Origin of the sequence: Hymenobacter sp. J193 (assembly GCF_024700075.1) — a bacterium.
Classification (GTDB): domain Bacteria; phylum Bacteroidota; class Bacteroidia; order Cytophagales; family Hymenobacteraceae; genus Hymenobacter.
The window spans coordinates 3,089,559-3,108,724 of record NZ_JAJONE010000001.1 but is presented as its reverse complement, the minus strand read 5'-3'; the positions used below and the strand labels follow the sequence as shown (position 1 = coordinate 3,108,724).

Here is a 19,166-nt window from a genome sequence, read left to right as displayed (position 1 = left end):
CGCGTGAGCTTCTCCCCGCATCTATGGGTTTACAAATACTTTTTACCGTTCTGCTGGTGTTGCTGAACGGGTTTTTCGTGGCAGCCGAATTCGCCTTGGTGAAGGTCCGGGCTTCGCAGATTGACCTGCGCGCCCAAAATGGCGACAAACTGGCCCGCGAAACGCAGAAAATCCTGCAAAATCTCAATGCTTATCTGTCCGCCTGCCAACTGGGCATCACGGTGGCTTCGCTGCTGCTGGGCTGGATTGGGGAAAGTGTAGCCGAAAAGGTGATTACCGGAGCGCTGAGCCTGGTGGATCTGACGCTGGACCCGAAGTGGATGCATTGGGTTTCGATTGGCCTTTCTTTCACCTTTATCACTACCCTGCACATTGTTATCGGGGAGCAAGCGCCTAAAGTGTTGGCCTTGCAACGCTCCGAAATGGTGAGCCTGGCCGTAGCCTGGCCCCTGAAAATCGTCTACTTCGTTTTGCGCCCCTTTATCTGGATGCTCGACCGCCTGAGCAATCTGGTGCTGTCGTTGTTTGGGGTACACGCTATTCACGGGGAGGCGGCCCACACGTCCGAGGAAATTCGGGTGCTGCTGGACCAAAGCAAGCAGAGCGGCGAAATCCAGGACTCAGAGCACGAGCTGATTGAAAACGTGTTCGAGTTCAACGACCGGATGGTGAAGCAGATTATGGTGCCCCGCACCAAGCTCTCGGCCATCAACGTGAATACGCCCGCCGACTTGGTGGTTGAAACGGTGTTCAATGAAGGATTTTCACGCATTCCGGTGTATCAGGACAATATTGATAACATCGTGGGTGTGCTTTACGTGAAGGATTTGCTGCCTATTATTCGTCGGCACGAAACCGTGGAGCTGGCCAAGATCATGCGGCCGGCTTACTTCGTGCCCGAAACCAAGAAAATCAACCGGCTGCTGCGTCAATTTCAGCGCAAGCACATGCACATGGCCATCGTGAGCGACGAGTTCGGGGGCGTGTCAGGCATCGTCACGATGGAAGATATTGTGGAAGAGTTGGTAGGCGAAATCCAGGACGAGTACGACAACGAAATTCCGGCCGTAGAGAAAATGTCGGCCACCGAGTTCCGTGTTAACTCCGCCACGGCCATTTCCGACGCCAACGAGTACCTGCCCTACCCGCTGCCTGAGGGCGAAGACTACGAAACCGTGGGCGGCCTGCTGAATTTGATTTACGGCAATATCCCGGAAGTAGGCGACGTGGCCGTGCTCGACAACTACGAGTTTCGGGTGCTGCAACGCTCCGGCCGCGCCGTGGAATTGGTGCAGCTGCGTGTCACCGGTCCCGAGCAAAACGAGTCCGGCTTCGAAGATACGCTCGAAGGGTAAGGAGCCGGAATCTGCTATCAAAAAGCCCCGCCCGGTTCCGGCGGGGCTTTTTAGCTTCCGAAACCTATAGCATTACTTCAGCCAGCTGGCGTAGAGCACGTAGTTGTCGGCGGTGCGGGCGAGTGCAGCCCGCTGTTTTTCCGTCACGGGCTTGATGCGCCGGGCCGGCACGCCGGCGTACAGGTAACCCGGCTCACACTGGGTATTCTCCAGTACTACCGTGCCGGCCGCAATAATGCAGCCCGTGCCCACCACCGCGTGGTCCATGATAATAGCGCCCATGCCCACCAGCACGTCGTCTTCCAGGGTACAGCCGTGCACAATGGCCCGGTGCCCGATGCTTACCCGGGAGCCAATGGTAGTAGATGCCCGCTGATAGGCACAATGGATAATAGCGCCGTCCTGCACGTTGGTTTTGTCGCCGATGCGGATGCTGTTCACGTCGCCGCGAATGACGGCCGTAAACCACACGGTACAGCTGTGGCCCATCACCACGTCGCCAACGATGGTGGCATTATCGGCCAGAAAGCAGTCGGAACCAAACTGCGGTAATACCCCGTGAACGGGCAGAATAAGAGCAGGCATGCAGGGAATAGGGGAATGTGCTAATGTGGAATGAATGTGGAAAATGTGCTAAATACTGTTCTTGCGAAGAAGCGCACTGAAGCAATAACCTTGTTTCGTAGCTCACCTTTACCTCAGCGCGTCAGCATCCGTTTCCAGGTGCCTTTTTCCCAGTTGTACTTGAGCGTGCTGGGCAAGGCCTGCCAGAAGTACTTGCTGGTTTCGACGGCGAAGCTGGGCTGCATGTAGCAGTTGATAGTGCAGCCTTCGCACTGGGGCAGGCGGCCCTCCAAGGCGGCCAGCTGCTGCACCTCGGCCGAGTGGTACAGCTCGCGCAGCTTACCCTCGATGGGAAATTTCCGCTCACCCAAGTGGTAGCAAGGCAGCACCAGCTCGTTACTCGGTGAAATCACCAGCGTAGTGCTGGCGGCCCGGCATACCGGTGCGGCCACGTGGTTTCCGCCGTCGCGGCGCAGCTGTATGAAGGCTTCGTTTAAGTACACGCCTTTGCGCTTGCCAAAGGCGGTGAGGTAGTCTAATTCCTCAAGGGTAAGCTGCTCGCCGGTGGCGACACTGTTGTACTCGAAAGCCGGATTCAGGATCAACACCAGCTTGTTGGGCTGGGTAATTTCCTGGTATACCTTTTCCAGGTCGTGGATATTTTCCCGGAACACAGTGAATAGGATATCGGGCCGCTCCCCCAGCTCCCGCGCCACCCGAATGCTTTCGAGCACGAAATCGTAGCAGGCCACGCCGCGTCCTTTATCGTGCACTTCCTTTTCGGAGGCATCCAGCGAAAAGTGCAGCATATCCACCTTTCCCCGCAGCTTCTCGGCGTACTTGGGGTAAAGCAGGCAGTTGGTGGTGAGCGTGGTGATGAAGCCCATGTCGTGCGCCAGCCCTACAAACTCGTGAATCTGGCGGTGCAGCAGCGGCTCCCCGCCCGTAAAATCCACCACCGAAACGCCCAGTGCTTTCAGGTCGCGCAGGTTTTGGGCCACGTCGTCAAGCTGGATGTAGGGGGAAGGCTTCTCCCAGATGTCGCAGAACGAGCAGCGCGCATTGCACCGGTACGTGACGTAATAATTGCACAAAACCGGATGACGAACCAGACGCATAACCAAAAGTACACTATAAGCTGATGGAGCTAACGCTTATACCCTGCAGCGCCATTCTATCCATTTGCAGACAGGACTAAAAAAAGCCCCGTTGATGCAACGTTTCTTGCCCTGAGAGGCCTCCTTCGTGTATCTCAACCAACGTAGATTCCACTTGTTATGAAAGCTTCAATCGTACTGACCGTATTGAGCACCCTTGGACTGTTTTCGTGCGCAAAAGACAACCCCGAAAAAGCACTCACGCTCGAGAACAGTACGGTGCTGTTTGGCTCTTACTATGGTGAATGCAGTGGCGAGGAGTGCATCGAAATTTATAAGCTCGATACAGCTGCCCAGTCATTAGCCGAAGACACCAAAGATGAGTACCCGACAAGCGCTTCTCCCTACGCTGGCGCCTATACAGCCCGCACCACGGCCGAGTTCGACGCGGTGAAAGATCTGGTTCAGCAAATTCCCCTTACCCTGCTTGCCAAGGAGGATGTGGTAATCGGGCAGCCCGATGCCGGTGACTGGGGCGGTTATTATTTGGAGGTACAGAACGGGGAGCAGCGTCGTTACTGGCTTATCGATACCAAAAAGAAAACCTTCCGGCTTATCTCCACCCTTTGACCGATGCCTTACAACAGCGCCTCGACCAGCTACGCTAGTTAAGCGGCACTAGTGCAGCTTCTCGCCCAGCCACTGCGCGGGCGTAGAGGCCAGCGCGGCCGCATCGGCGGGGCCGTAGTGCTCCAGGTAATAGTTGCAGAAGCCTTTCAGCGGGCAGCGCGGGCAGTCGGGCTTGGCAAAAAAGCAGATGTGCTGACCCAGCCAGTAGTTGTGCTTGTGAAAGTTAAGGAGTACGGCCGCATCCTTTGGGAGCAGCTCCAACAGTGCGTGGTGTGCCTTCTCTGTGGAAACTTTCGGGCCGATCATACCTACGCGCTGGGCCACGCGGTGCACGTGCGTATCCACGGGCAGCACCGGCTTCTGAAAGTTGAACAGCAACACTAGGGAGGCCGTTTTCAGCCCGATGCCGGGCATGTCAGTCAGCCACGCCAGCCCTTTTTCCACCGGCCAGTCAGCCAGGAAATCCAGCGTAAACTCGCCCTGCTCTGCCTTAATGCGGCGCAGGATTTCCTGAATACGCGGAGCCTGCGTATCGGGCCAGCGCGTGGTGCGGATGGCGTGCGCCAATTCGGCCGTGGGCGCCTGCAGCACGCCTTCCCAGTCGCCGAAGCTTTCCAGCATCCGGTTGTAGGCCAGTTCTTCGTCGCGGTGCGTGGTGCGGTGCGACAGCACGGTGCTGATGAGCTCCCGCATGGGCGTGCGGCGCGGGGTGGTATCGAGTAGGCCGTAAAAAGCATTCAGCAGCAGATGGTCCTGCCAGGCTTTTTCGGCGGGCGTAGCGGTGTAGGTAACGGTGGGCTCGGGCATACAGCGTGTACCGCCGCCCGGCCGTGCAAGTTGCACCCGCCGTTGCGCCGGCCACACAAAAAATCCGGCGGCACCACGCAGGCACCGCCGGATTGCGGGAAAGGAACCGAGAACTGCAGCTGGCTTAGATGTCGCCACGCTCAGCTGCTTTTTTCAGCTTCTCGTTGGCGTAGATGGCAATTTCCACGCGGCGGTTGGCCTGGCGGCCTTCCAGGGTCGAGTTATCGGCAATGGGCTGGCGGGAGCCGTAGCCATTCACGGTGAAGCGCGAGGCGTCCACATCCTGCTGCTGCGTGTAGTTGGCCACCGACTGCGCCCGACGAATCGAGAGCGGGTTGTTGATGGCGTCGTTGCCGCTGATATCGGTGTGGCCTTCTACCAGCACGTTGGTGTCGCCGTACTTCACCAGGGTTTTGGCCAGCTCCGCAATGTTCTGCTGGGCCGTAGCCGTCAGCTCCGACGAGTTTTTGGCGAACAGAATGCCCGAGTTGAAGGTAATCTTGATGCCTTCGCCCACGCGCTCAACGGTAGCTCCGGCCATTTCACGGCGCAGCTCTTCCGCCTGCTTGTCCATACGGCGGCCGATGAGGGCACCACCGGCCCCACCCACGGCCGCCCCGATAATGGCCCCTTTAGCAGTGCCCTTTTTACCGCCAATAACGCGGCCCAATACGGCACCCCCGGCTGCCCCGCCGAGGCCACCAATTACGGCGCCTTTGGCCGTCTTGCTCCAGGGCTTTTTGGTGGTCGTTTGGGCCTGCGAAGAAACAGTACCGGCCAGCAGCATTACGAAGGCCAGTAACAAGGCGAAAGAAGATTGGAGCGTTTTCATGGGAGGAAATGGTTAGTACTCAGTAAAGGAAAGCAGCGCCTTGGCAACGCCTGCTGAAGAGCGGTTTGCAACCACCTTGCCAAAAGTAGTTTTTCAGGTTTCGTTTCCTGCAAAAAGGGCTTTTAATAAACATCAAGGGCCCTTTTCAAGAAAACATTTTCTTATTCAGTAAGGCTGAGTTTCCAGGATAATCCATAAAAAAAGCCGCCCAGACGGGCGGCTTTTTTTATGGATTGTTGCGGCGAAAAGCGAATTACAGCTTGCCTGCTTCGGCAGCCTTTTTCATCTTTTCGTTGGCATAGATGGCAACTTCCACGCGGCGGTTGGCCTGCTTGCCTTCTACCGTGGTGTTGTCGGCAACGGGCTGCGAGGAGCCGTAGCCTTTGGTCGATACGCGAGCAGCGTCTACACCCTGCGTTACGGTGTAGTTAGCTACCGACTGCGCCCGGCGCTCCGACAGCGGCTGGTTGATGGCGTCGGAACCGGAGTTGTCGGTGTGGCCTTCTACCAGCACGTTCGTGTCGGGGTACTTCTTCAGGACTTCAGCCATTTTCTGGATTTCCGTCATCGAAGCAGCGCGCAGGTCGCTCTTGTTGGTATCGAACAGAATGCCCGAGTCGAAGGTAATCTTGATGCCTTCGCCCACGCGCTCTACTTTGGCGTTGGCCATGTCGCGCTGCAGCTCTTCGGCCTGCTTATCCATCTTGCGGCCAATGAGGGCACCGCTGGCACCACCCACGGTAGCGCCGATGATAGCGCCAGCAGCCGTACCGTTCTTACCGCCAATTACGCGGCCCAGTACGCCACCAGCCACGGCACCGGCACCGGCACCGATGATACCGCCTTTAGCGGTTTTGCTCATGCCGGTTTTGCGGGCACCCGAGCCATTGCCTTCCGGCAGGCTGCCGTCGCTGGCGGGCTTGGAAGAAGCACATGAGCCGAGGAACATTACCATGGCCATGAACAGGGAGAGAATCGATTTGCGAGAGTTCATTTGCATGAAACTTGGTGAAAGAGAAAAAAGGGAAACGGGAAATTCGGGAGTTTGGTGTGCTTACTGATTTCGGCAGAAAAATGTTCGGCAAACATAGCAGCGGCACTATACGCTGCCAAAACTTGCCTGCATAGGTACGGCGAGACCATGAAAAAGCCCCCAACCGGCACCGTATGCACTGGTTGGGGGCTTTAATCAAAATACGGGCCTAAATTGGCGGCACAAGCTTAGCGGGTCTGCCGGGTTGGCACCGAAGCTGCTTCAACGGCCTCTGAGGCAGAAGATTGCACCATGTGCAACAAATCGGTGAGCTGCTGCTTCAGCTCTTTGCGGTCGACGATGAAATCAAGGAAGCCGTGCTCCAGCACAAACTCGGCGCTCTGGAAGCCCTTGGGCAGGTCTTTGCCGATGGTTTCCTTGATAACGCGCGGGCCGGCGAATCCAATGAGCGCGCCCGGCTCGGAGATGTTGAAGTCGCCGAGCATGGCGAAAGACGCCGTGACACCGCCCGTGGTAGGATCAGTAAGCAGGGAGATGAAAGGCACCCCGGCTTCGGACAGCAGCGCCAGCTTGGCGGAGGTTTTGGCCATCTGCATCAGGGAATAGCCGGCTTCCATCATGCGCGCCCCACCCGATTTGCTGATCATCAGGAACGGCACGCGGTGCTGGCGGGCATAGTCGATGGCGCGGGCAATTTTTTCGCCTACCACCGAGCCCATTGAGCCGCCGATGAACTTGAAATCCATGCAAGCTACCACCAGCTCCTGGCCGTTCATAAGTCCGTGGGCGGTGCGCACGGCATCCTGCAGGCCGGTGGCGCGCTGAGTGGCGGCAATGCGCTGCGGATACGCCTTGGTATCGACGAAGTGCAGTGGGTCGCCGGACGTCAGGTTTTCGTCGAGCTCCGTGAACTGGTTGTTATCAAATAGCACCTCGAAATACTCGGCGGAATTGATCCGGTCGTGATAGTTGCACTTGGCGCAGGTGTAGAGCAGGCGCTTGTGCTCGGCCATAGGGGCCACGGTTTTGCACTCGGGACACTTATACCACAGGCCGTCGGGGGTTTCCTTTTTCTGGTCCGTCGGGGTGACGATGCCTTTTTCTACGCGCTTAAACCAAGACATGGGCGACTGTTGCTGGGAAGTAGGAGCTGGAAGCTGAAAATCGGAAGGGTCCATACGGCGGCGCCTCGGCCGACGATGACAAAGGTAGCATCCAAATTACGCAAAAGCCGGCAGCCGGTAATGCCGGCCTTTCTTTATTGTGCGGCTTTTTGCCCACGGTGAGCTGCCGAGCCGGCGTATATCGGCGCCCCTTCGCTCTTAAGTGCCCGCCCACGCTGCTACGAAACCGCCGAAGTAACTACCTTGCCCGGGCATTGGTTGATTTGACAAACCGGCCTCTGCGTTTAGGATTAACTTACTTTTTGGTTGTGAAAAACACTGCTTCTGCCTTCCTGCTGCTTTCTACCCTGGCCTCGGCAACGTTGCTGCCCGGCTGCGTGGCTTCCAAAAAATACGATGACCTGCGTGCCCGTCAGGCGGCCACCGAGCAGTCGTTGGCTACGGCCGAGCGGCAGCAGCGCGAAGCGGTAGCCGAGCTCCAGAAATCGACGGATGCGCTGAGCGAGCTGCGCCTGCAAACCAAGCGCCTGGCCGAAGACTCGGCCCAGACCGGCAACGCCCTGCGCCGCACCCGCCAGCTTTACACGCAATTGACCGACTCCTACGACAAGCTGCTCAAGAACTCGGACCGCGCCCTCGCCAACAAAGCCGACGACTACAATAAGGTAGCCCGCGACCTGGCCCGCCGCGAAGCCGAGCTGGGTGAGCTGGAAACCACGCTCAAACGCAGTAAAGCCGACATCGACAAGCTGAATACCGACCTGAAAGTGCGCGAAGTACGCGTTCAGGAGCTGGAAAAGGCGCTGGTAGAGAAGGACAAGGCCGTGAATGACCTGCGCACCAGCGTGGCCAACGCCCTGCGCGGCTTCCAGGGCTCGGAGCTGCAGGTGAAGATGAAGGACGGCAAAGTGTACGTGTCCCTCTCAGAGCAGCTGCTGTTCAAATCGGGCTCCACGAAAGTAGACCCCAAAGGCCAGGAGGCCCTGAAAAAGCTGGCCGCCGTGCTGCAGGAGCAGAAAGACGTGAACGTGGTAGTGGAAGGCCACACCGATAACGTACCCATTCTGAAAGGCACCGCCGGTATGCAGGACAACTGGGATTTGAGCGTGCTGCGCGCCACCGAAATTGCCCGCCTGCTTTCCACCAACGGCGTGGCCCCAGAGCGCGTGACGGCCTCGGGCCGCGCGCAGTACGTACCCGTCTCGGCCAACGATACGCCCGCCAACAAAGCCCTGAATCGCCGCACCGAAATTATTCTCACGCCCAAGCTGGATCAGCTGTTCCAGATCCTGGGCTCCAACTCAACTACGGGCACGAAGTAGCCGAGTTCAGGACAAGAAAGCCCCGCTCCACGGATACGTTGGGCGGGGCTTTCTTTATGGGACATAGCCTTACGGAAGCTCGTACTCTACGCTGAAATTTGCCCTGACTACGATTTTGCGTAGGCTTACTTCTTCCTGATCTTTCCGCTCTGCGTAGCCCTGCATTTTATAAAGAGACGGCAGATCAGCTTCCGACCGTGAAGCAACCGGCACTATTTCCGTCACGGAGTATACCTTTCCGACGGAAGTACCCATCTGCCGGGCAACGTGCTGGGCTTTGGTGCGCGCATCAGCCAGGGCCTTGCTTATGACTTGCAGCCGGAAGTCAGCGAGTTTACTGCTAATCAGGTTGACGGCCTCCACCCTGTCGGCCCCGCTTTGAATGAGCTTTGGAATGAGCTCGTCCATGATGGCTGGTTTTTCAACTACCAGCTTGTATTGCTTGGTGAGAAAAACGGTAGCGTTGGCAACCTTGTAAACTCCGCCCGAGCTGGAAGCTGATACGTTGTATACAATTAGCTTTTCGGGGGCAATGGCAAAGTCGCGTAAAACGGCCAGCAGGTTTTGCTGCTGCTCGCGGGCACGGTCAGCATCTTTCACGTTGTCCGAAAAGCGGTAAGTGAGCAGCAGCTCCGCTTTTTCCGGCTCCAGCTCCTCGGTAGCACTACCATATACAATAATGGTTTTGGCACGCGGCGCAGCTGTCTGTCCCCATACACGCCCCTGCATACTCAGGCCAGCAAGCAGCATTAGCAAGATAAAACGCTTCATCATAGAGTATCTATCAGGCCATTAATATTTACAATGTAGCTTTCCCCTTGTTATCGAGCTGCCAACTCAGGCTCCTTTCTTGCCTCAAACCGACTGAAGAGAAGGAGAAGCGCAAGCCGGGCGCAGATGCTGACGCACCTCAGCCCATAAACGCGCCGGTCGGGCCAGCCGGTACAGCGACACGTACGCCCCCACCATGATGAGGGTAAACATGCCCGTGAGAAACCAGGGGTGGAAAAACAGGATCTTATAGTTTTTCAGCTGCAGGAAATGCAACATCGTTTCCAGCTGCAGGAAGTAAGTAAACGACAGCAAGACAAACAGCACGTAGCGTCGCGTCAGGAAGCTATAGGCCGCCAGAAACAGCAGCGCCGAGTGCCAGTACCGCTCGTGCATCTGAGTGTTGAAGTACGTAAACAGCAGCGGAATCAGGGTCCCAGTCAGAAATATTATGGCCTGCTCCCGGCTGGAGGCAGGCAACTGGCGCGAGAGAAAAGTGCGCACACTCAGCAAAGCAACTGGCACCAGCCCTATTGCCAAGGCTGCCATAAAGCATACCATTCCCCATTGCCGGTACGTAAGGCCGGCGGCGCCCACGGTAGTATCGTGCCAGTCGGACACAAAGTGAAAAGGGCCATCCGGGTGAATCAGCACCCATAGGTTGTAGGCATTCATCGTAATGAACGGATACATATCGGCAGCGTGCAGATTCAGGTTGACGATGTGCGGCCAAGCATCCTGACGGGCCAGCACCAGGAAGGGAAACAGCAGCAGCGCCTGTAGCCCGGCTGCTGCCCCAAGGGCCGGCAGTACCTGGCGGCGCCCGGTGCTCAGCCATTGCGGCAGCCATAGCAGCAGCAAGAGCGGCAAAAAGATAATGGCCTGCGTTTTGGCATTCAGCGCCAGTACATAGAGCAGCGTGCTGGCAATAGTGCGCCGCCGCAGCGCCGCAACCACCGCCGCCAGCGCGAAAAAGGTAAAAATAGCGTCTACCTGCTCCCATACCAGGGTATTGTACAGGTAGCCGATATTAAACAGCAGCAGCAAAGACAGAATAAAGCGCCGCTCGGCCCCGGCTACAAACCGACTTACCAGAATAGCCCCGGCAAAGTCGAACAGGAGCGTAAAGGCCTTGAGATAATGGCGAAAGTGGAAAATCTTGCCCGTACTGCCCATCATCTTGCCGTACAGCCAGAGCACATAGTGATAGAACGGGTTATAGTTGTTATCCGGCAGCTCATACACGTTGGGCAGACCGTTCTCATAAATAAAAGTAGCCCAGCGGGTCCAGCAGTCCACGTCGCCCTCGTAGCCGGCCCGCGGCACCAGCAGCAGCAGCAGCACAAAAACAGAAGGTATAGCCAGGCGTATTGGTAAGAAGTTTTCATGAGCAGCAACAAGACGCCCCGAAACTACGGCAAATCCCCTTCTTGCCCATATCCGCCGGCTGGTGGTATAGGCTACTTCAGTTGCTGCTGTACCACCGGTAGCGCCAGCTGTGCCCACTGCGCCATGTGCTGGCCGGAATAGTGCAACCCATCGGCAGTAAACTGGGTGACGTCGCCGGCCGCGGCGCGGGTAGCAGGAGTAATATCCACGAAGGCTACACCTGCCGCCTGGCTTTCTTCTTGCGCCACGGCATTGAACTGGTCAATTTCTGAGGCAATGCGCTCCGGATTGCGGCTCTGCGCGTAGGGCGTGCGGCCCCAGTCGGGGATGGAGAGCATCAGCACGCGGCTGGGGCGGCCAGCCGCCAGTCGAATGGCCGTTTGCAGCAGCAGCCGGAAATCGGTGCGGTAGGTGGCCAGCGGCTGCCCGCGGTACTGGTTGTTCACCCCAATCAGCAACGACACGAGCCCGAAGTCTTTCGGCAAATTGGCTTCTTGAATGGCACTCTGCAACTCGGCCGTGGTCCAGCCGGTGCGGGCAATAATGGTAGGCGGTTGCAGATTGAGGCCCTGTGCCTGGGCTAGCCACGCCAACTGCACACTCCAGCGGTCAGCCTCGGCTGCCCCTTCCCCAATGGTGTAAGAGTCGCCGAGGGATAGAAACCTGATGGCAGGACCGGCTGGCGCGGGCAGGGGCGTAATGGCCGGCCCGGCCGTGGGCGTGGGCTCTTCCCCGGACGAGGAGCAGCCAAAACCCAGCACCAGCAGCAATACAAACAGGATACGCATCAGCACGGAAGTCAATGGAGAAAAGATGAGGCCTATACGCCAGAAAGGACCGGCTTAGATTGCCGGCCCTTTCGCTTAACTTCATATAGCACCAGATAGTGCCGCTTACCCAATTGCCTGGGCAAGGTCCTCAATCAAGTCCTCGGCATCCTCAATGCCTACGCTCAGCCGAATCAAGGAATCGGAGAGGCCGGCCTTGCGGCGCTCCTCGGCCGGAATGCTGGCGTGCGTCATGGTTGCGGGGTGGCCCGAAAGGCTTTCGACGCCGCCCAGGCTTTCGGCCAGGGAAAACAGCTGAAATTTCTCCAGCACGGCAATGGCGTCTTCTTTCCGGTCGCCTTTCAGCACAAAGGAAATCATGCCGCCAAAGTCGCGCATCTGCCGGGCCGCTACAGCGTGGTTGGGATGATCGGCAAAGCCGGGCCAGAACACTTTTTCAACCTTGGGGTGGGCCTTCAGGTATTCGGCTACCTTTCGGCCGTTTTCACAGTGGCGCTGCATACGCACGTGCAGGGTTTTGAGGCCGCGCAGCACCAGGAAGCAGTCCTGGGGGCCGGGCGTGCCGCCGCAGGCATTCTGGAAAAAGCTCAGCCGCTGGTGCAGCTCGTCGTCGTTCACTACCACGGCGCCCATCACGGTATCGGAGTGCCCGCCCATGTACTTGGTGAGCGAGTACATCACCATATCGGCACCCAGCTCCAGCGGGGTTTGCAGGTAAGGCGTGGAGAAAGTGTTGTCGACCACCAGCAGGGCCCCGGCCTTTTTGGCCACGGCCGAGGCCGCCGCAATGTCGATAACGTTCAGCAGCGGATTGGTGGGGGTTTCCACCCAAATCAGCTTGGTGCGCTCCGTCACGGCGGCTTCCACGGCGGCCATGTCGTGCATGGGCACAAAGTGAAATTTGATGCCGTAGGTGGCGTACACCTTGGTAAAAAGCCGGTAAGAGCCGCCGTATAAGTCGTTGGTGCTGATAACCTCGTCGCCGGGCTGCAGCAGCTTCACGATGCAGTCGATGGCCGCCATACCGGAGGCGAAAGCCAGGCCGTGCTTGCCATTGTCGAGGGCCGCCAGCGCATCCTGCAGCTGGGAGCGGGTGGGGTTGTGGGTGCGGGAGTACTCGTAGCCTTTGTGGTCGCCGGGGGAGCGTTGCACGTAGGTTGAGGTCTGGTAGATAGGCGTCATGATGGCCCCGGTAGCAGGGTCGGGATGCACGCCGGCGTGGATGGCTTTGGTTCCGAATTTCATGGGTGGATGCTGAGGTTGGGCAGAGGCTGGGAATACTGCCGCAAAGGTAGAAGGGTTTGGGCAGAGGCAGCGCGGCGTGGGCAGAGCAGGACTTTTTCTCACTCCACTAGCCAGTTACGCTTGCAATCCTGCGCCGGGCGGCGGTATCTTGTCGGGTAAAGCCTATCCTCAATTTTACCTATAGTCGCTTGAAAAGACTGCTACTCCTGCTGGCCGCGCTGGCCAGCCTCCACCTGCGCGCCGCCGCGGCCCCTATCCCACCAGCACCTGCCGACTCCGTTGACCGGGAAAAGGCCTACGTCGATTCGGTTCATGCTACCCTTCACTACCAGACCGGGCACATTGTCCTGCCCGATAACTTAGGCTCACTGGATGTGCCCAAGGGTTTCCGCTTCCTCGACGCCGAACAAAGCAACTATGTGCTGACCAAGTTCTGGGGAAACCCCGAAGGCGGCTCCCTCGGCATGCTGCTGCCCGACGACCGGGGCCCTCTGTCGGACAACAACTGGGCTTTCGACATTGAGTACGACCCCTCGGGCTACGTGGAGGACGATGATGCCGCCGACATCGACTACCACGACCTGCTCAAGGAAATGCAGGACGATACCGAAGAAGCCAACGAGGAGCGGGAAAAGGCCGGCTTCGGCCGCGTTTTGCTGATCGGCTGGGCCGCCAAACCCTATTACGACGCGAAGCTCAACGTGCTCCACTGGGCCAAAGAGCTGCGCTTCAGCGGCACCTCTGAAACCACGCTCAATTATAACGTGCGCGTGTTGGGCCGCAAGGGCGTGCTCAACCTCAACGCCATTGGGAGCATGCCCCAGCTACCCGAAATCCGCCGCACCATTCCCGCCATCATCAAAAGCGTGGAGTTTGCCAAAGGCCAGCAGTACGCCGATTTCAACCCCAAGCTCGATGAGGTAGCGGCCTACGGGATTGGCGGGCTGGTGGCCGGCAAGGTTCTGGCCAAAGCGGGTGCTTTGGCCTTGTTTGCCAAGTTCTGGAAAGTCATTCTGGCCCTGGTAGCAGGCGGCTGGACGGCCATCCGGCGCTTTTTCGGGGGCAAGACTGAAGACGAGTAGGCAGCAGACACCGGGACCAGCCAATCCGGAACATGTAGCCTTTCGGCTCATTCTTTCGTTCTACCTTCGGGCCAGCTGTTTCCAGCTGGCCTGTTTGTTTTACGCTGCCTATGGCTTTCCTGAAAGAGCTTTTCCACCAGAATAAATCCACCCTGGCGCTACTGCTGCTGCTGGCCCTGCTCCCGCTGCTGGGTGATAGTGCGCTGGCCTGGGTGCTGCACCACAACCGCGAGCTGCTGGCTCAGCCTACGGCCTGGGAAATGCTGCTGTACTTTGGGGTGGTAGCCATAGCCATGACGCTGGCCCTCACGCACACTACGGTGGTAGTGCTCATTACGGCCTTCTACTTCAACTGGGCCGGCTTTCCTGGTATGCTGCTCACCTACATGCTGGCGGCGCTGTTCGGGCATATGCTGGCTACCTCCCTCGACAAAGGCAAGCTTATTCGCTTGCTGGAGCGTTTCCCAAAGGCCCATGCCGTGATGCACGAGCTGCGCGGCGACAGTTGGCGGCTGGTGCTGCTCACGCGCCTTTCGCCGGTGCTGCCGTTTGCACTCATCACGTTCATTCTGGCTGTGGTAGGAGTGCCGCGCCGGCAGTTCCTCACGGCCTCGGTGGTTGGCATGCTGCCTCGTACGCTGTTTTTCTACTGGCTTGGCACCAAGGCGCAGGATGTGCTGCTGCTCATTCAGGACCCTGACACGGGCACGCTGGGCAAGGTGCTGGTGGCGCTGCTGCTGGCCGTTTCCGCCTTTGGTCTTTACTACCTGTTTACTCGTGCCTTAAAGCGCGTGCTGCAAAAAGGCGTCGAAAAAGAGCACAAAAATTTCAGCTGAATTTCAGCATCTTGCGGTATTTCGGCAAAAAAAACGGGCGAAATGCCGCTCCCAGCTTGCACAGCCCGTACTTACCCTGCTATCTTTGCACAACCAAAACGGAAAATCGTTCTGTTGGCGGTACCTGGTTGCATAGCTCAATTGGATAGAGCATCTGACTACGAATCAGAAGGTTTAAGGTTCGACTCCTTATGCGACCACAGAAAAGGCCCTCAGCAGCACGCTGAGGGCCTTTTTTATTGTTCCGTTACTTTCGTTTTATTCTACGCCCACCGTGGCGCTGCGGCGCTCCAGCAGAACGGTGTCGCGCCACAGGCCGCGCATCTGGCCTATTCGCTCCCGCTGGCCTAGTACTCGAAAACCGGCAACCTGGTGCAGATGGATACTGGCCGTATTTTCCGGAAATATCCCCGCCTGCAGCGTCCAGATACCATTTTGCTCAGACTCGGCAACCAGAGCCGCTAGTAGCTGGCGTCCTACGCCGTGCCCCTGGGCTTGGGTGGCTACATACACGCTCACTTCGGCCACGCCCGCGTACACGCAACGTCCCGATACCGGCGTGAGAGCAGCCCAGCCCAGTACCTGCTCGGTATTATCGAGAGCAACCAGGCGGCTGTGCTTGAGATGCGCGGCGTCCCAGGCCTCCCAGCTGGGAGCTTCAGTCTGAAAAGTAGCATTGCCGGTGGCAATACCCTGCTCGTAGATGGCGCGCACGGCCGGCCAGTGCGCTTCGGCGAGGGGTACAAGTCGAATGTCCATTCGGAAAGTTAGTAAGCGCGCCGCAACATGTCGGCGTAGGTATTGGGCAAAAGGCTGGCTTCTATGGCCTGTGCGGCTTTTTCAACGTCGTAGGGCACGCGCACCAGCTCGCTGCGCAGGCCATCGGGGCGGGTGAGGCAAGTATCGTTATCGAGGTGGAGCAGCAGGTAAGCTGCCTGCGGGGTCCCATCCTTGGGCTTGCCAACCGAGCCGACGTTGAGCGCGTGGCGGTAGCGAGTCTGGCCTTCCTGCTGATAAGCCAGGGCCCGATGGAAAGGCTTGTGCGTATGCCCAAACAGCAGCACATCGGCGCGGGCATCGGCCAGTATCCGCAGCAGGCTTTCTTCCGGTCGGTCTTCAAACAGATACTCGTTGATACGGCGTGGGGAGCCATGTACCATTAGTAAGCTCAACGTCCTGGGTTCATCGACAAACTCCAGGCACATATGTTTGGGCAGCAGGCGCAGGTAGCGGCGCTCCGCTTCCCCCACGACGGCGTTGGTGAAGGCAATGCTTTGCGCGCCCAGCTGTTTGTCTTCCTCCGTTTTGTAGGCGCAGCCGCACTCGCTGCTACCCAGACCAATGCCCTGGTCGTAGTTGCCGGCCAGGGTGGGAATACCGCGCCGCCGGATTTCGGCAACGACTTCATTAGGCCAGGGCGCGTAGCCTACCAGGTCGCCCAGGCAGAATACCATGTCCGGCTGGCGCTGGTCGATATCGGCCAGCACGGCCTGCAGAGCCGGCAGATTGCCGTGCACATCCGAGAAAAAGGCAATAGTCATTTGAAAAAGCGGGGTAGTAGCCGGAAAAGAGCCTCTCGCGAGGCCAGGCCTAACAGAAGCTTTAGCAGCACCCGCCTCCCGGGGCGCAACCGGCAACCTGCAGTTGCTGCAGGGCAAGCTGGTGGCTGGGAATGCCGCAGGCATCCTGGGCGAGGCAGGCCGTCTGCTTGGGAGTTAACACGAAATCCGTCCCGTCGAACATAAGGCCGAATTTGCCGATGGTCTGCTGCTGGTATTCCACCTCAATATCCAGATCCTCAGAACCCAGAATCTTCTCCGACAAGGTGAGAATGTGCAGAAACTTACGGGGAGCAAGCCGGTGGTCGTAGTCGCCGGCTTCCCAAAGCTGGAAGTTGGCCACGGTTTCGCGGCGCTCCACGCCCCCGCAGTCGATGAAGTGCTTGTTTACCAGGCCCACTTCCGTCACGTGGAAATGGGCAGGCAGGTAAGCGCCATCCGGCAGGCGAAAGTTAACGGCTTCCAAGCCCGCGAGAAAGGCTTTCATTTCGGATATCTTCATGATTAGGGCGTTTGAAGGATGAGAAAGTCAGTTAGCAGGCGCAGGCATCTGCCGGCCCGCAGGCAGGAGCAGTAGCCACCTCGCCGAAAAAGCCGGCGAACTGCTGCCGGACCTGTTGCAGCAGCTCATAGTTGAGGCAGTAGCACACGGTGAGGCCGTCGATTTCGCCCCGAATAAGGCCCAGCACCTTTAGCTCCTGCAGGTGCTGCGACACGGTGGTGCGGCTTAAGGGCAGCTCGGCGGCTATGTCGCCGGAAATGCAGGTTCGTTTAGAAGCTAATAGCTGGATGATGGCCACGCGGGCGGGGTGCGCCAGCGCCTTGGCTACGCGGGCAAGGTCCTGCTGCTGCTGGGTAAACTCCGTGGTTTTGGCGTGCGTCATACAAAAAGCGTCATACTATGACGTAAATATACGACATAGTATGACGGATGTTTACGTCATAGTAAATTTATTTTTCTAATATCCCCGAAAAGCCTGTGCTTAATCCGCTACCAAGCACAAACTCCGCGGCCGGCCCGGCTGCGGAGTTTGCACAGAATAGGTGCACCATTTTGTATATCAGCCAACTACACATCACGCAGCCACTGCGCGGCCACGCTGGCTTGCTCGAAGGGAAAAATCATGGGCCGCTCCTGCCCGCGCAGCTGCAGGCGAGCCGACAGAGTGTTGTAATACTCCGGGGGGCCACCCAGGCAATGGCTTCTACTCCGGCATCGGCGGCGCGCGGGAAAAACTCCCGCTCAACCCACTCGGCCGCTCCGGCCCAGGGCTTGGTAAGCAGGGAATTGTCGTTCAGGATTTTGCGCAGCTGCAACTGGTTCACGAAGCCCAGCACAGCGCGGCAACCGGCCGTTACCGTTTGCTGCGTCTGCTCGCCGCGCCACTGGTTGTAAAGCCAGCCATTGGCCTCATCGTAATAGATGGTGAGGTACTCGGTATGTGCCAGTGCCGGTAAATTCATGCTACTCCAAACAGTATTCCTGCGCCCGGGCAAGCCGGGCTACGGTACTCAACAACATCAGGCCTAACGCGGAGCCACCCCAGCCACTACCACCTCCTGCTCCACCAAATGTAGAAGAAATAGTATAATACAACGCCCCGCAGTGTACCTTTGCGGCCGTTTAGTGCGGCCCGCCAACGTTTTAGCGGGTTTAGGTGTTTAACGCCTGCGCAGTCTTTCTGCGCAGCCTTTTGCTTTCCGTATGAATTCTATTTCCACTGATATCTGCATCATCGGCGCCGGGCCGGTGGGGCTGTTTGCCGTTTTCGAAGCCGGCCTGTTGAAGCTGCGCTGCCACGTGGTGGATGCCCTGCCGCAGGTGGGTGGACAGCTTTCCGAAATCTACCCAAAAAAGCCGATTTATGACATCCCGGGCTTTCCCGAGGTGCTGGCCGGCGACCTGGTGCGCAACCTCATGCAGCAGATTGCGCCCTTCCACCCCACCTTCACGCTGGGCGAGCGGGTGGAGCGCTACGCCAAGCTCGATGATGGCACCTTCCAGCTCTTCACCACCGACGGCACCGAAATCATCTGCAAAACCATCTGTATTGCCGGCGGCCTGGGCTCGTTCGAGCCGCGCAAGCCGGCTATCGAAGACCTCGAAAAGTTTGAAGGCGGCCGGGGTGTACACTATATGGTGCGTGACCCGGAACACTTCCGCAACCAGCGCCTGGTTATTGCCGGCGGCGGCGACTCGGCCCTCGACTGGACTATCTTCCTGGCTGATGTGGCGAAGGAAGTGACCCTGGTGCACCGCGGCACTACCTTCCGCGGGGCCGCCGACTCGGCCGAGAAAGTGCAGAAGCTGCACGAAGCCGGCAAAGTACGCTTAGTGCTGAGCAGCAACGTCACCCACGTACACGGCAACGGCCACCTCGAAGCCGTAACCATCACAGCCAACGGCGGCGCCACTGAGTCGGTGGTATTGGACCATTTTATTCCGCTGTTTGGCCTTACGCCCAAGCTCGGCCCGATTGGCGAGTGGGGCCTGGAGCTGCAGGACGACGCGGTGAAGGTGAACACCCTGGATTACTCTACCTCCGAGCCCGGCGTGTTTGCCATCGGCGACATCAACACCTACCCCGGCAAGCTGAAGCTGATTTTGTGCGGCTTCCACGAGGCCGCCCTCATGGCCCAGGGAGCATTCAAATACATCAACCCCGACAAAAAGTACGTACTCAAGTACACCACCGTCAACGGGGTACCCACCTTGTAAGTGAATTAGTGACTGAGTGATTTAGTGAGTTGATGTTCTATCGTTTACCAAC

General features: G+C 58.2%; 21 protein-coding genes and 1 tRNA gene. 7 read left to right on the top strand and 15 right to left on the bottom strand.

The window, feature by feature from the left end; genetic code table 11:
- Positions 1 to 23 precede the first annotated feature (23 nt).
- Positions 24 to 1,355: a hemolysin family protein gene (locus LRS06_RS13675; protein ID WP_257871984.1), complete on the top strand. Its 1,332-nt coding sequence runs from the start codon at positions 24 to 26 to the stop codon at positions 1,353 to 1,355.
- Between the two features lie 72 nt (positions 1,356 to 1,427).
- Here the strand turns inward: LRS06_RS13675 and LRS06_RS13670 are convergent, their stop codons facing one another.
- Positions 1,428 to 1,940 (bottom strand): gamma carbonic anhydrase family protein, encoded by a 513-nt coding sequence (locus tag LRS06_RS13670; protein WP_196953793.1) that lies wholly within the window; start codon positions 1,938 to 1,940, stop codon positions 1,428 to 1,430.
- A 113-nt stretch (positions 1,941 to 2,053) separates the two neighbouring features.
- A complete protein-coding gene (locus LRS06_RS13665) occupies positions 2,054 to 3,037 on the bottom strand; it encodes a radical SAM protein (RefSeq protein ID WP_257871983.1) in 984 nt (327 codons plus the stop codon).
- Positions 3,038 to 3,196: 159 nt separating this feature from the next.
- Here LRS06_RS13665 and LRS06_RS13660 point away from each other — a divergent pair, with 159 nt between their 5' ends.
- Positions 3,197 to 3,646 carry a hypothetical protein gene (locus LRS06_RS13660; RefSeq protein WP_257871982.1) on the top strand — a complete coding sequence of 150 codons (450 nt, stop codon included), beginning with the start codon at positions 3,197 to 3,199 and terminating at the stop codon, positions 3,644 to 3,646.
- Between the two features lie 48 nt (positions 3,647 to 3,694).
- Here LRS06_RS13660 and nth read toward each other — a convergent pair whose 3' ends face one another.
- From nth to accD, 4 genes are all read right to left on the bottom strand, one after another.
- On the bottom strand, positions 3,695 to 4,453 hold the full coding sequence (nth, locus tag LRS06_RS13655; protein ID WP_257871981.1) for an endonuclease III: 759 nt from the start codon (positions 4,451 to 4,453) through the stop codon (positions 3,695 to 3,697).
- A gap of 124 nt (positions 4,454 to 4,577) precedes the next feature.
- Positions 4,578 to 5,285 carry an OmpA family protein gene (locus tag LRS06_RS13650; RefSeq protein WP_257871980.1) on the bottom strand — a complete coding sequence of 236 codons (708 nt, stop codon included), beginning with the start codon at positions 5,283 to 5,285 and terminating at the stop codon, positions 4,578 to 4,580.
- 253 nt (positions 5,286 to 5,538) lie between these two features.
- Positions 5,539 to 6,279 carry an OmpA family protein gene (locus LRS06_RS13645; RefSeq protein WP_257871979.1) on the bottom strand — a complete coding sequence of 247 codons (741 nt, stop codon included), beginning with the start codon at positions 6,277 to 6,279 and terminating at the stop codon, positions 5,539 to 5,541.
- Positions 6,280 to 6,506: 227 nt separating this feature from the next.
- The gene (accD, locus tag LRS06_RS13640) at positions 6,507 to 7,403 is read right to left on the bottom strand and encodes an acetyl-CoA carboxylase, carboxyltransferase subunit beta (RefSeq protein WP_257871978.1); all 897 of its coding nucleotides are present in this window, start codon (positions 7,401 to 7,403) and stop codon (positions 6,507 to 6,509) included.
- Positions 7,404 to 7,711: 308 nt separating this feature from the next.
- On the opposite strand from accD, the gene LRS06_RS13635 reads away from it, so the two are divergent.
- Positions 7,712 to 8,725, top strand: a complete 1,014-nt coding sequence (locus tag LRS06_RS13635) for an OmpA family protein (protein ID WP_257871977.1) — start codon at positions 7,712 to 7,714, stop codon at positions 8,723 to 8,725.
- A 69-nt stretch (positions 8,726 to 8,794) separates the two neighbouring features.
- On the opposite strand, the gene LRS06_RS13630 is transcribed toward LRS06_RS13635, so the two are convergent.
- The 4 genes from LRS06_RS13630 to LRS06_RS13615 all read right to left on the bottom strand — a co-directional run bounded on the left by LRS06_RS13630 (position 8,795) and on the right by LRS06_RS13615 (position 12,918).
- Entirely contained in the window at positions 8,795 to 9,454 is a 660-nt protein-coding gene (locus LRS06_RS13630) for an SIMPL domain-containing protein (protein ID WP_257871976.1), read from the bottom strand.
- Positions 9,455 to 9,580: 126 nt separating this feature from the next.
- A complete protein-coding gene (locus LRS06_RS13625; RefSeq protein WP_257871975.1) occupies positions 9,581 to 10,840 on the bottom strand; it encodes a hypothetical protein in 1,260 nt (419 codons plus the stop codon).
- 116 nt (positions 10,841 to 10,956) lie between these two features.
- Positions 10,957 to 11,673, bottom strand: a complete 717-nt coding sequence (locus tag LRS06_RS13620) for a GDSL-type esterase/lipase family protein (RefSeq protein ID WP_257871974.1) — start codon at positions 11,671 to 11,673, stop codon at positions 10,957 to 10,959.
- Positions 11,674 to 11,778: 105 nt separating this feature from the next.
- Entirely contained in the window at positions 11,779 to 12,918 is a 1,140-nt protein-coding gene (locus LRS06_RS13615) for a cystathionine gamma-synthase (RefSeq protein ID WP_257871973.1), read from the bottom strand.
- 188 nt (positions 12,919 to 13,106) lie between these two features.
- Here LRS06_RS13615 and LRS06_RS13610 point away from each other — a divergent pair, with 188 nt between their 5' ends.
- The 3 genes from LRS06_RS13610 (at position 13,107) to LRS06_RS13600 (ending at position 15,036) form a co-directional block, all read left to right on the top strand.
- Entirely contained in the window at positions 13,107 to 14,000 is an 894-nt protein-coding gene (locus tag LRS06_RS13610; protein WP_257871972.1) for a DUF2167 domain-containing protein, read from the top strand.
- A gap of 110 nt (positions 14,001 to 14,110) precedes the next feature.
- A complete protein-coding gene (locus tag LRS06_RS13605) occupies positions 14,111 to 14,836 on the top strand; it encodes a TVP38/TMEM64 family protein (RefSeq protein WP_257871971.1) in 726 nt (241 codons plus the stop codon).
- A gap of 126 nt (positions 14,837 to 14,962) precedes the next feature.
- Positions 14,963 to 15,036: transfer RNA gene (locus tag LRS06_RS13600), tRNA-Arg, on the top strand.
- Between the two features lie 58 nt (positions 15,037 to 15,094).
- Here the strand turns inward: LRS06_RS13600 and LRS06_RS13595 are convergent.
- From LRS06_RS13595 to LRS06_RS13575, 5 genes are all read right to left on the bottom strand, one after another.
- Complete coding sequence (locus LRS06_RS13595; protein WP_257871970.1) at positions 15,095 to 15,595, bottom strand: GNAT family N-acetyltransferase; 501 nt, start codon at positions 15,593 to 15,595, stop codon at positions 15,095 to 15,097.
- 8 nt (positions 15,596 to 15,603) lie between these two features.
- Positions 15,604 to 16,377, bottom strand: coding sequence for a metallophosphoesterase (locus tag LRS06_RS13590; RefSeq protein WP_257871969.1), 774 nt, complete (start codon positions 16,375 to 16,377; stop codon positions 15,604 to 15,606).
- Between the two features lie 61 nt (positions 16,378 to 16,438).
- Positions 16,439 to 16,897, bottom strand: a complete 459-nt coding sequence (locus LRS06_RS13585; protein WP_257871968.1) for a DUF6428 family protein — start codon at positions 16,895 to 16,897, stop codon at positions 16,439 to 16,441.
- Between the two features lie 31 nt (positions 16,898 to 16,928).
- Complete coding sequence (locus tag LRS06_RS13580) at positions 16,929 to 17,279, bottom strand: helix-turn-helix transcriptional regulator (RefSeq protein WP_257871967.1); 351 nt, start codon at positions 17,277 to 17,279, stop codon at positions 16,929 to 16,931.
- A 238-nt stretch (positions 17,280 to 17,517) separates the two neighbouring features.
- Positions 17,518 to 17,859, bottom strand: coding sequence for a hypothetical protein (locus tag LRS06_RS13575; protein WP_257871966.1), 342 nt, complete (start codon positions 17,857 to 17,859; stop codon positions 17,518 to 17,520).
- 241 nt (positions 17,860 to 18,100) lie between these two features.
- On the opposite strand from LRS06_RS13575, the gene LRS06_RS13570 reads away from it, so the two are divergent.
- Positions 18,101 to 19,114, top strand: coding sequence for an NAD(P)/FAD-dependent oxidoreductase (locus LRS06_RS13570; protein WP_257871965.1), 1,014 nt, complete (start codon positions 18,101 to 18,103; stop codon positions 19,112 to 19,114).
- Positions 19,115 to 19,166 lie beyond the last annotated feature (52 nt).

Coding starts and splice junctions, on each gene's coding strand:
- LRS06_RS13675 (WP_257871984.1), top strand. CDS start 24: ATGGGTTTACAAATACTTTTTACCGTTCTGCTGGTGTTGCTGAACGGG.
- LRS06_RS13670 (WP_196953793.1), bottom strand. CDS start 1,940: ATGCCTGCTCTTATTCTGCCCGTTCACGGGGTATTACCGCAGTTTGGT.
- LRS06_RS13665 (WP_257871983.1), bottom strand. CDS start 3,037: ATGCGTCTGGTTCGTCATCCGGTTTTGTGCAATTATTACGTCACGTAC.
- LRS06_RS13660 (WP_257871982.1), top strand. CDS start 3,197: ATGAAAGCTTCAATCGTACTGACCGTATTGAGCACCCTTGGACTGTTT.
- nth (WP_257871981.1), bottom strand. CDS start 4,453: ATGCCCGAGCCCACCGTTACCTACACCGCTACGCCCGCCGAAAAAGCC.
- LRS06_RS13650 (WP_257871980.1), bottom strand. CDS start 5,285: ATGAAAACGCTCCAATCTTCTTTCGCCTTGTTACTGGCCTTCGTAATG.
- LRS06_RS13645 (WP_257871979.1), bottom strand. CDS start 6,279: ATGAACTCTCGCAAATCGATTCTCTCCCTGTTCATGGCCATGGTAATG.
- accD (WP_257871978.1), bottom strand. CDS start 7,403: ATGTCTTGGTTTAAGCGCGTAGAAAAAGGCATCGTCACCCCGACGGAC.
- LRS06_RS13630 (WP_257871976.1), bottom strand. CDS start 9,454: ATGCAGGGGCGTGTATGGGGACAGACAGCTGCGCCGCGTGCCAAAACC.
- LRS06_RS13620 (WP_257871974.1), bottom strand. CDS start 11,673: ATGCGTATCCTGTTTGTATTGCTGCTGGTGCTGGGTTTTGGCTGCTCC.
- LRS06_RS13615 (WP_257871973.1), bottom strand. CDS start 12,918: ATGAAATTCGGAACCAAAGCCATCCACGCCGGCGTGCATCCCGACCCT.
- LRS06_RS13605 (WP_257871971.1), top strand. CDS start 14,111: ATGGCTTTCCTGAAAGAGCTTTTCCACCAGAATAAATCCACCCTGGCG.
- LRS06_RS13595 (WP_257871970.1), bottom strand. CDS start 15,595: ATGGACATTCGACTTGTACCCCTCGCCGAAGCGCACTGGCCGGCCGTG.
- LRS06_RS13590 (WP_257871969.1), bottom strand. CDS start 16,377: ATGACTATTGCCTTTTTCTCGGATGTGCACGGCAATCTGCCGGCTCTG.
- LRS06_RS13585 (WP_257871968.1), bottom strand. CDS start 16,897: ATGAAGATATCCGAAATGAAAGCCTTTCTCGCGGGCTTGGAAGCCGTT.
- LRS06_RS13580 (WP_257871967.1), bottom strand. CDS start 17,279: ATGACGCACGCCAAAACCACGGAGTTTACCCAGCAGCAGCAGGACCTT.
- LRS06_RS13575 (WP_257871966.1), bottom strand. CDS start 17,859: ATGAATTTACCGGCACTGGCACATACCGAGTACCTCACCATCTATTAC.
- LRS06_RS13570 (WP_257871965.1), top strand. CDS start 18,101: ATGAATTCTATTTCCACTGATATCTGCATCATCGGCGCCGGGCCGGTG.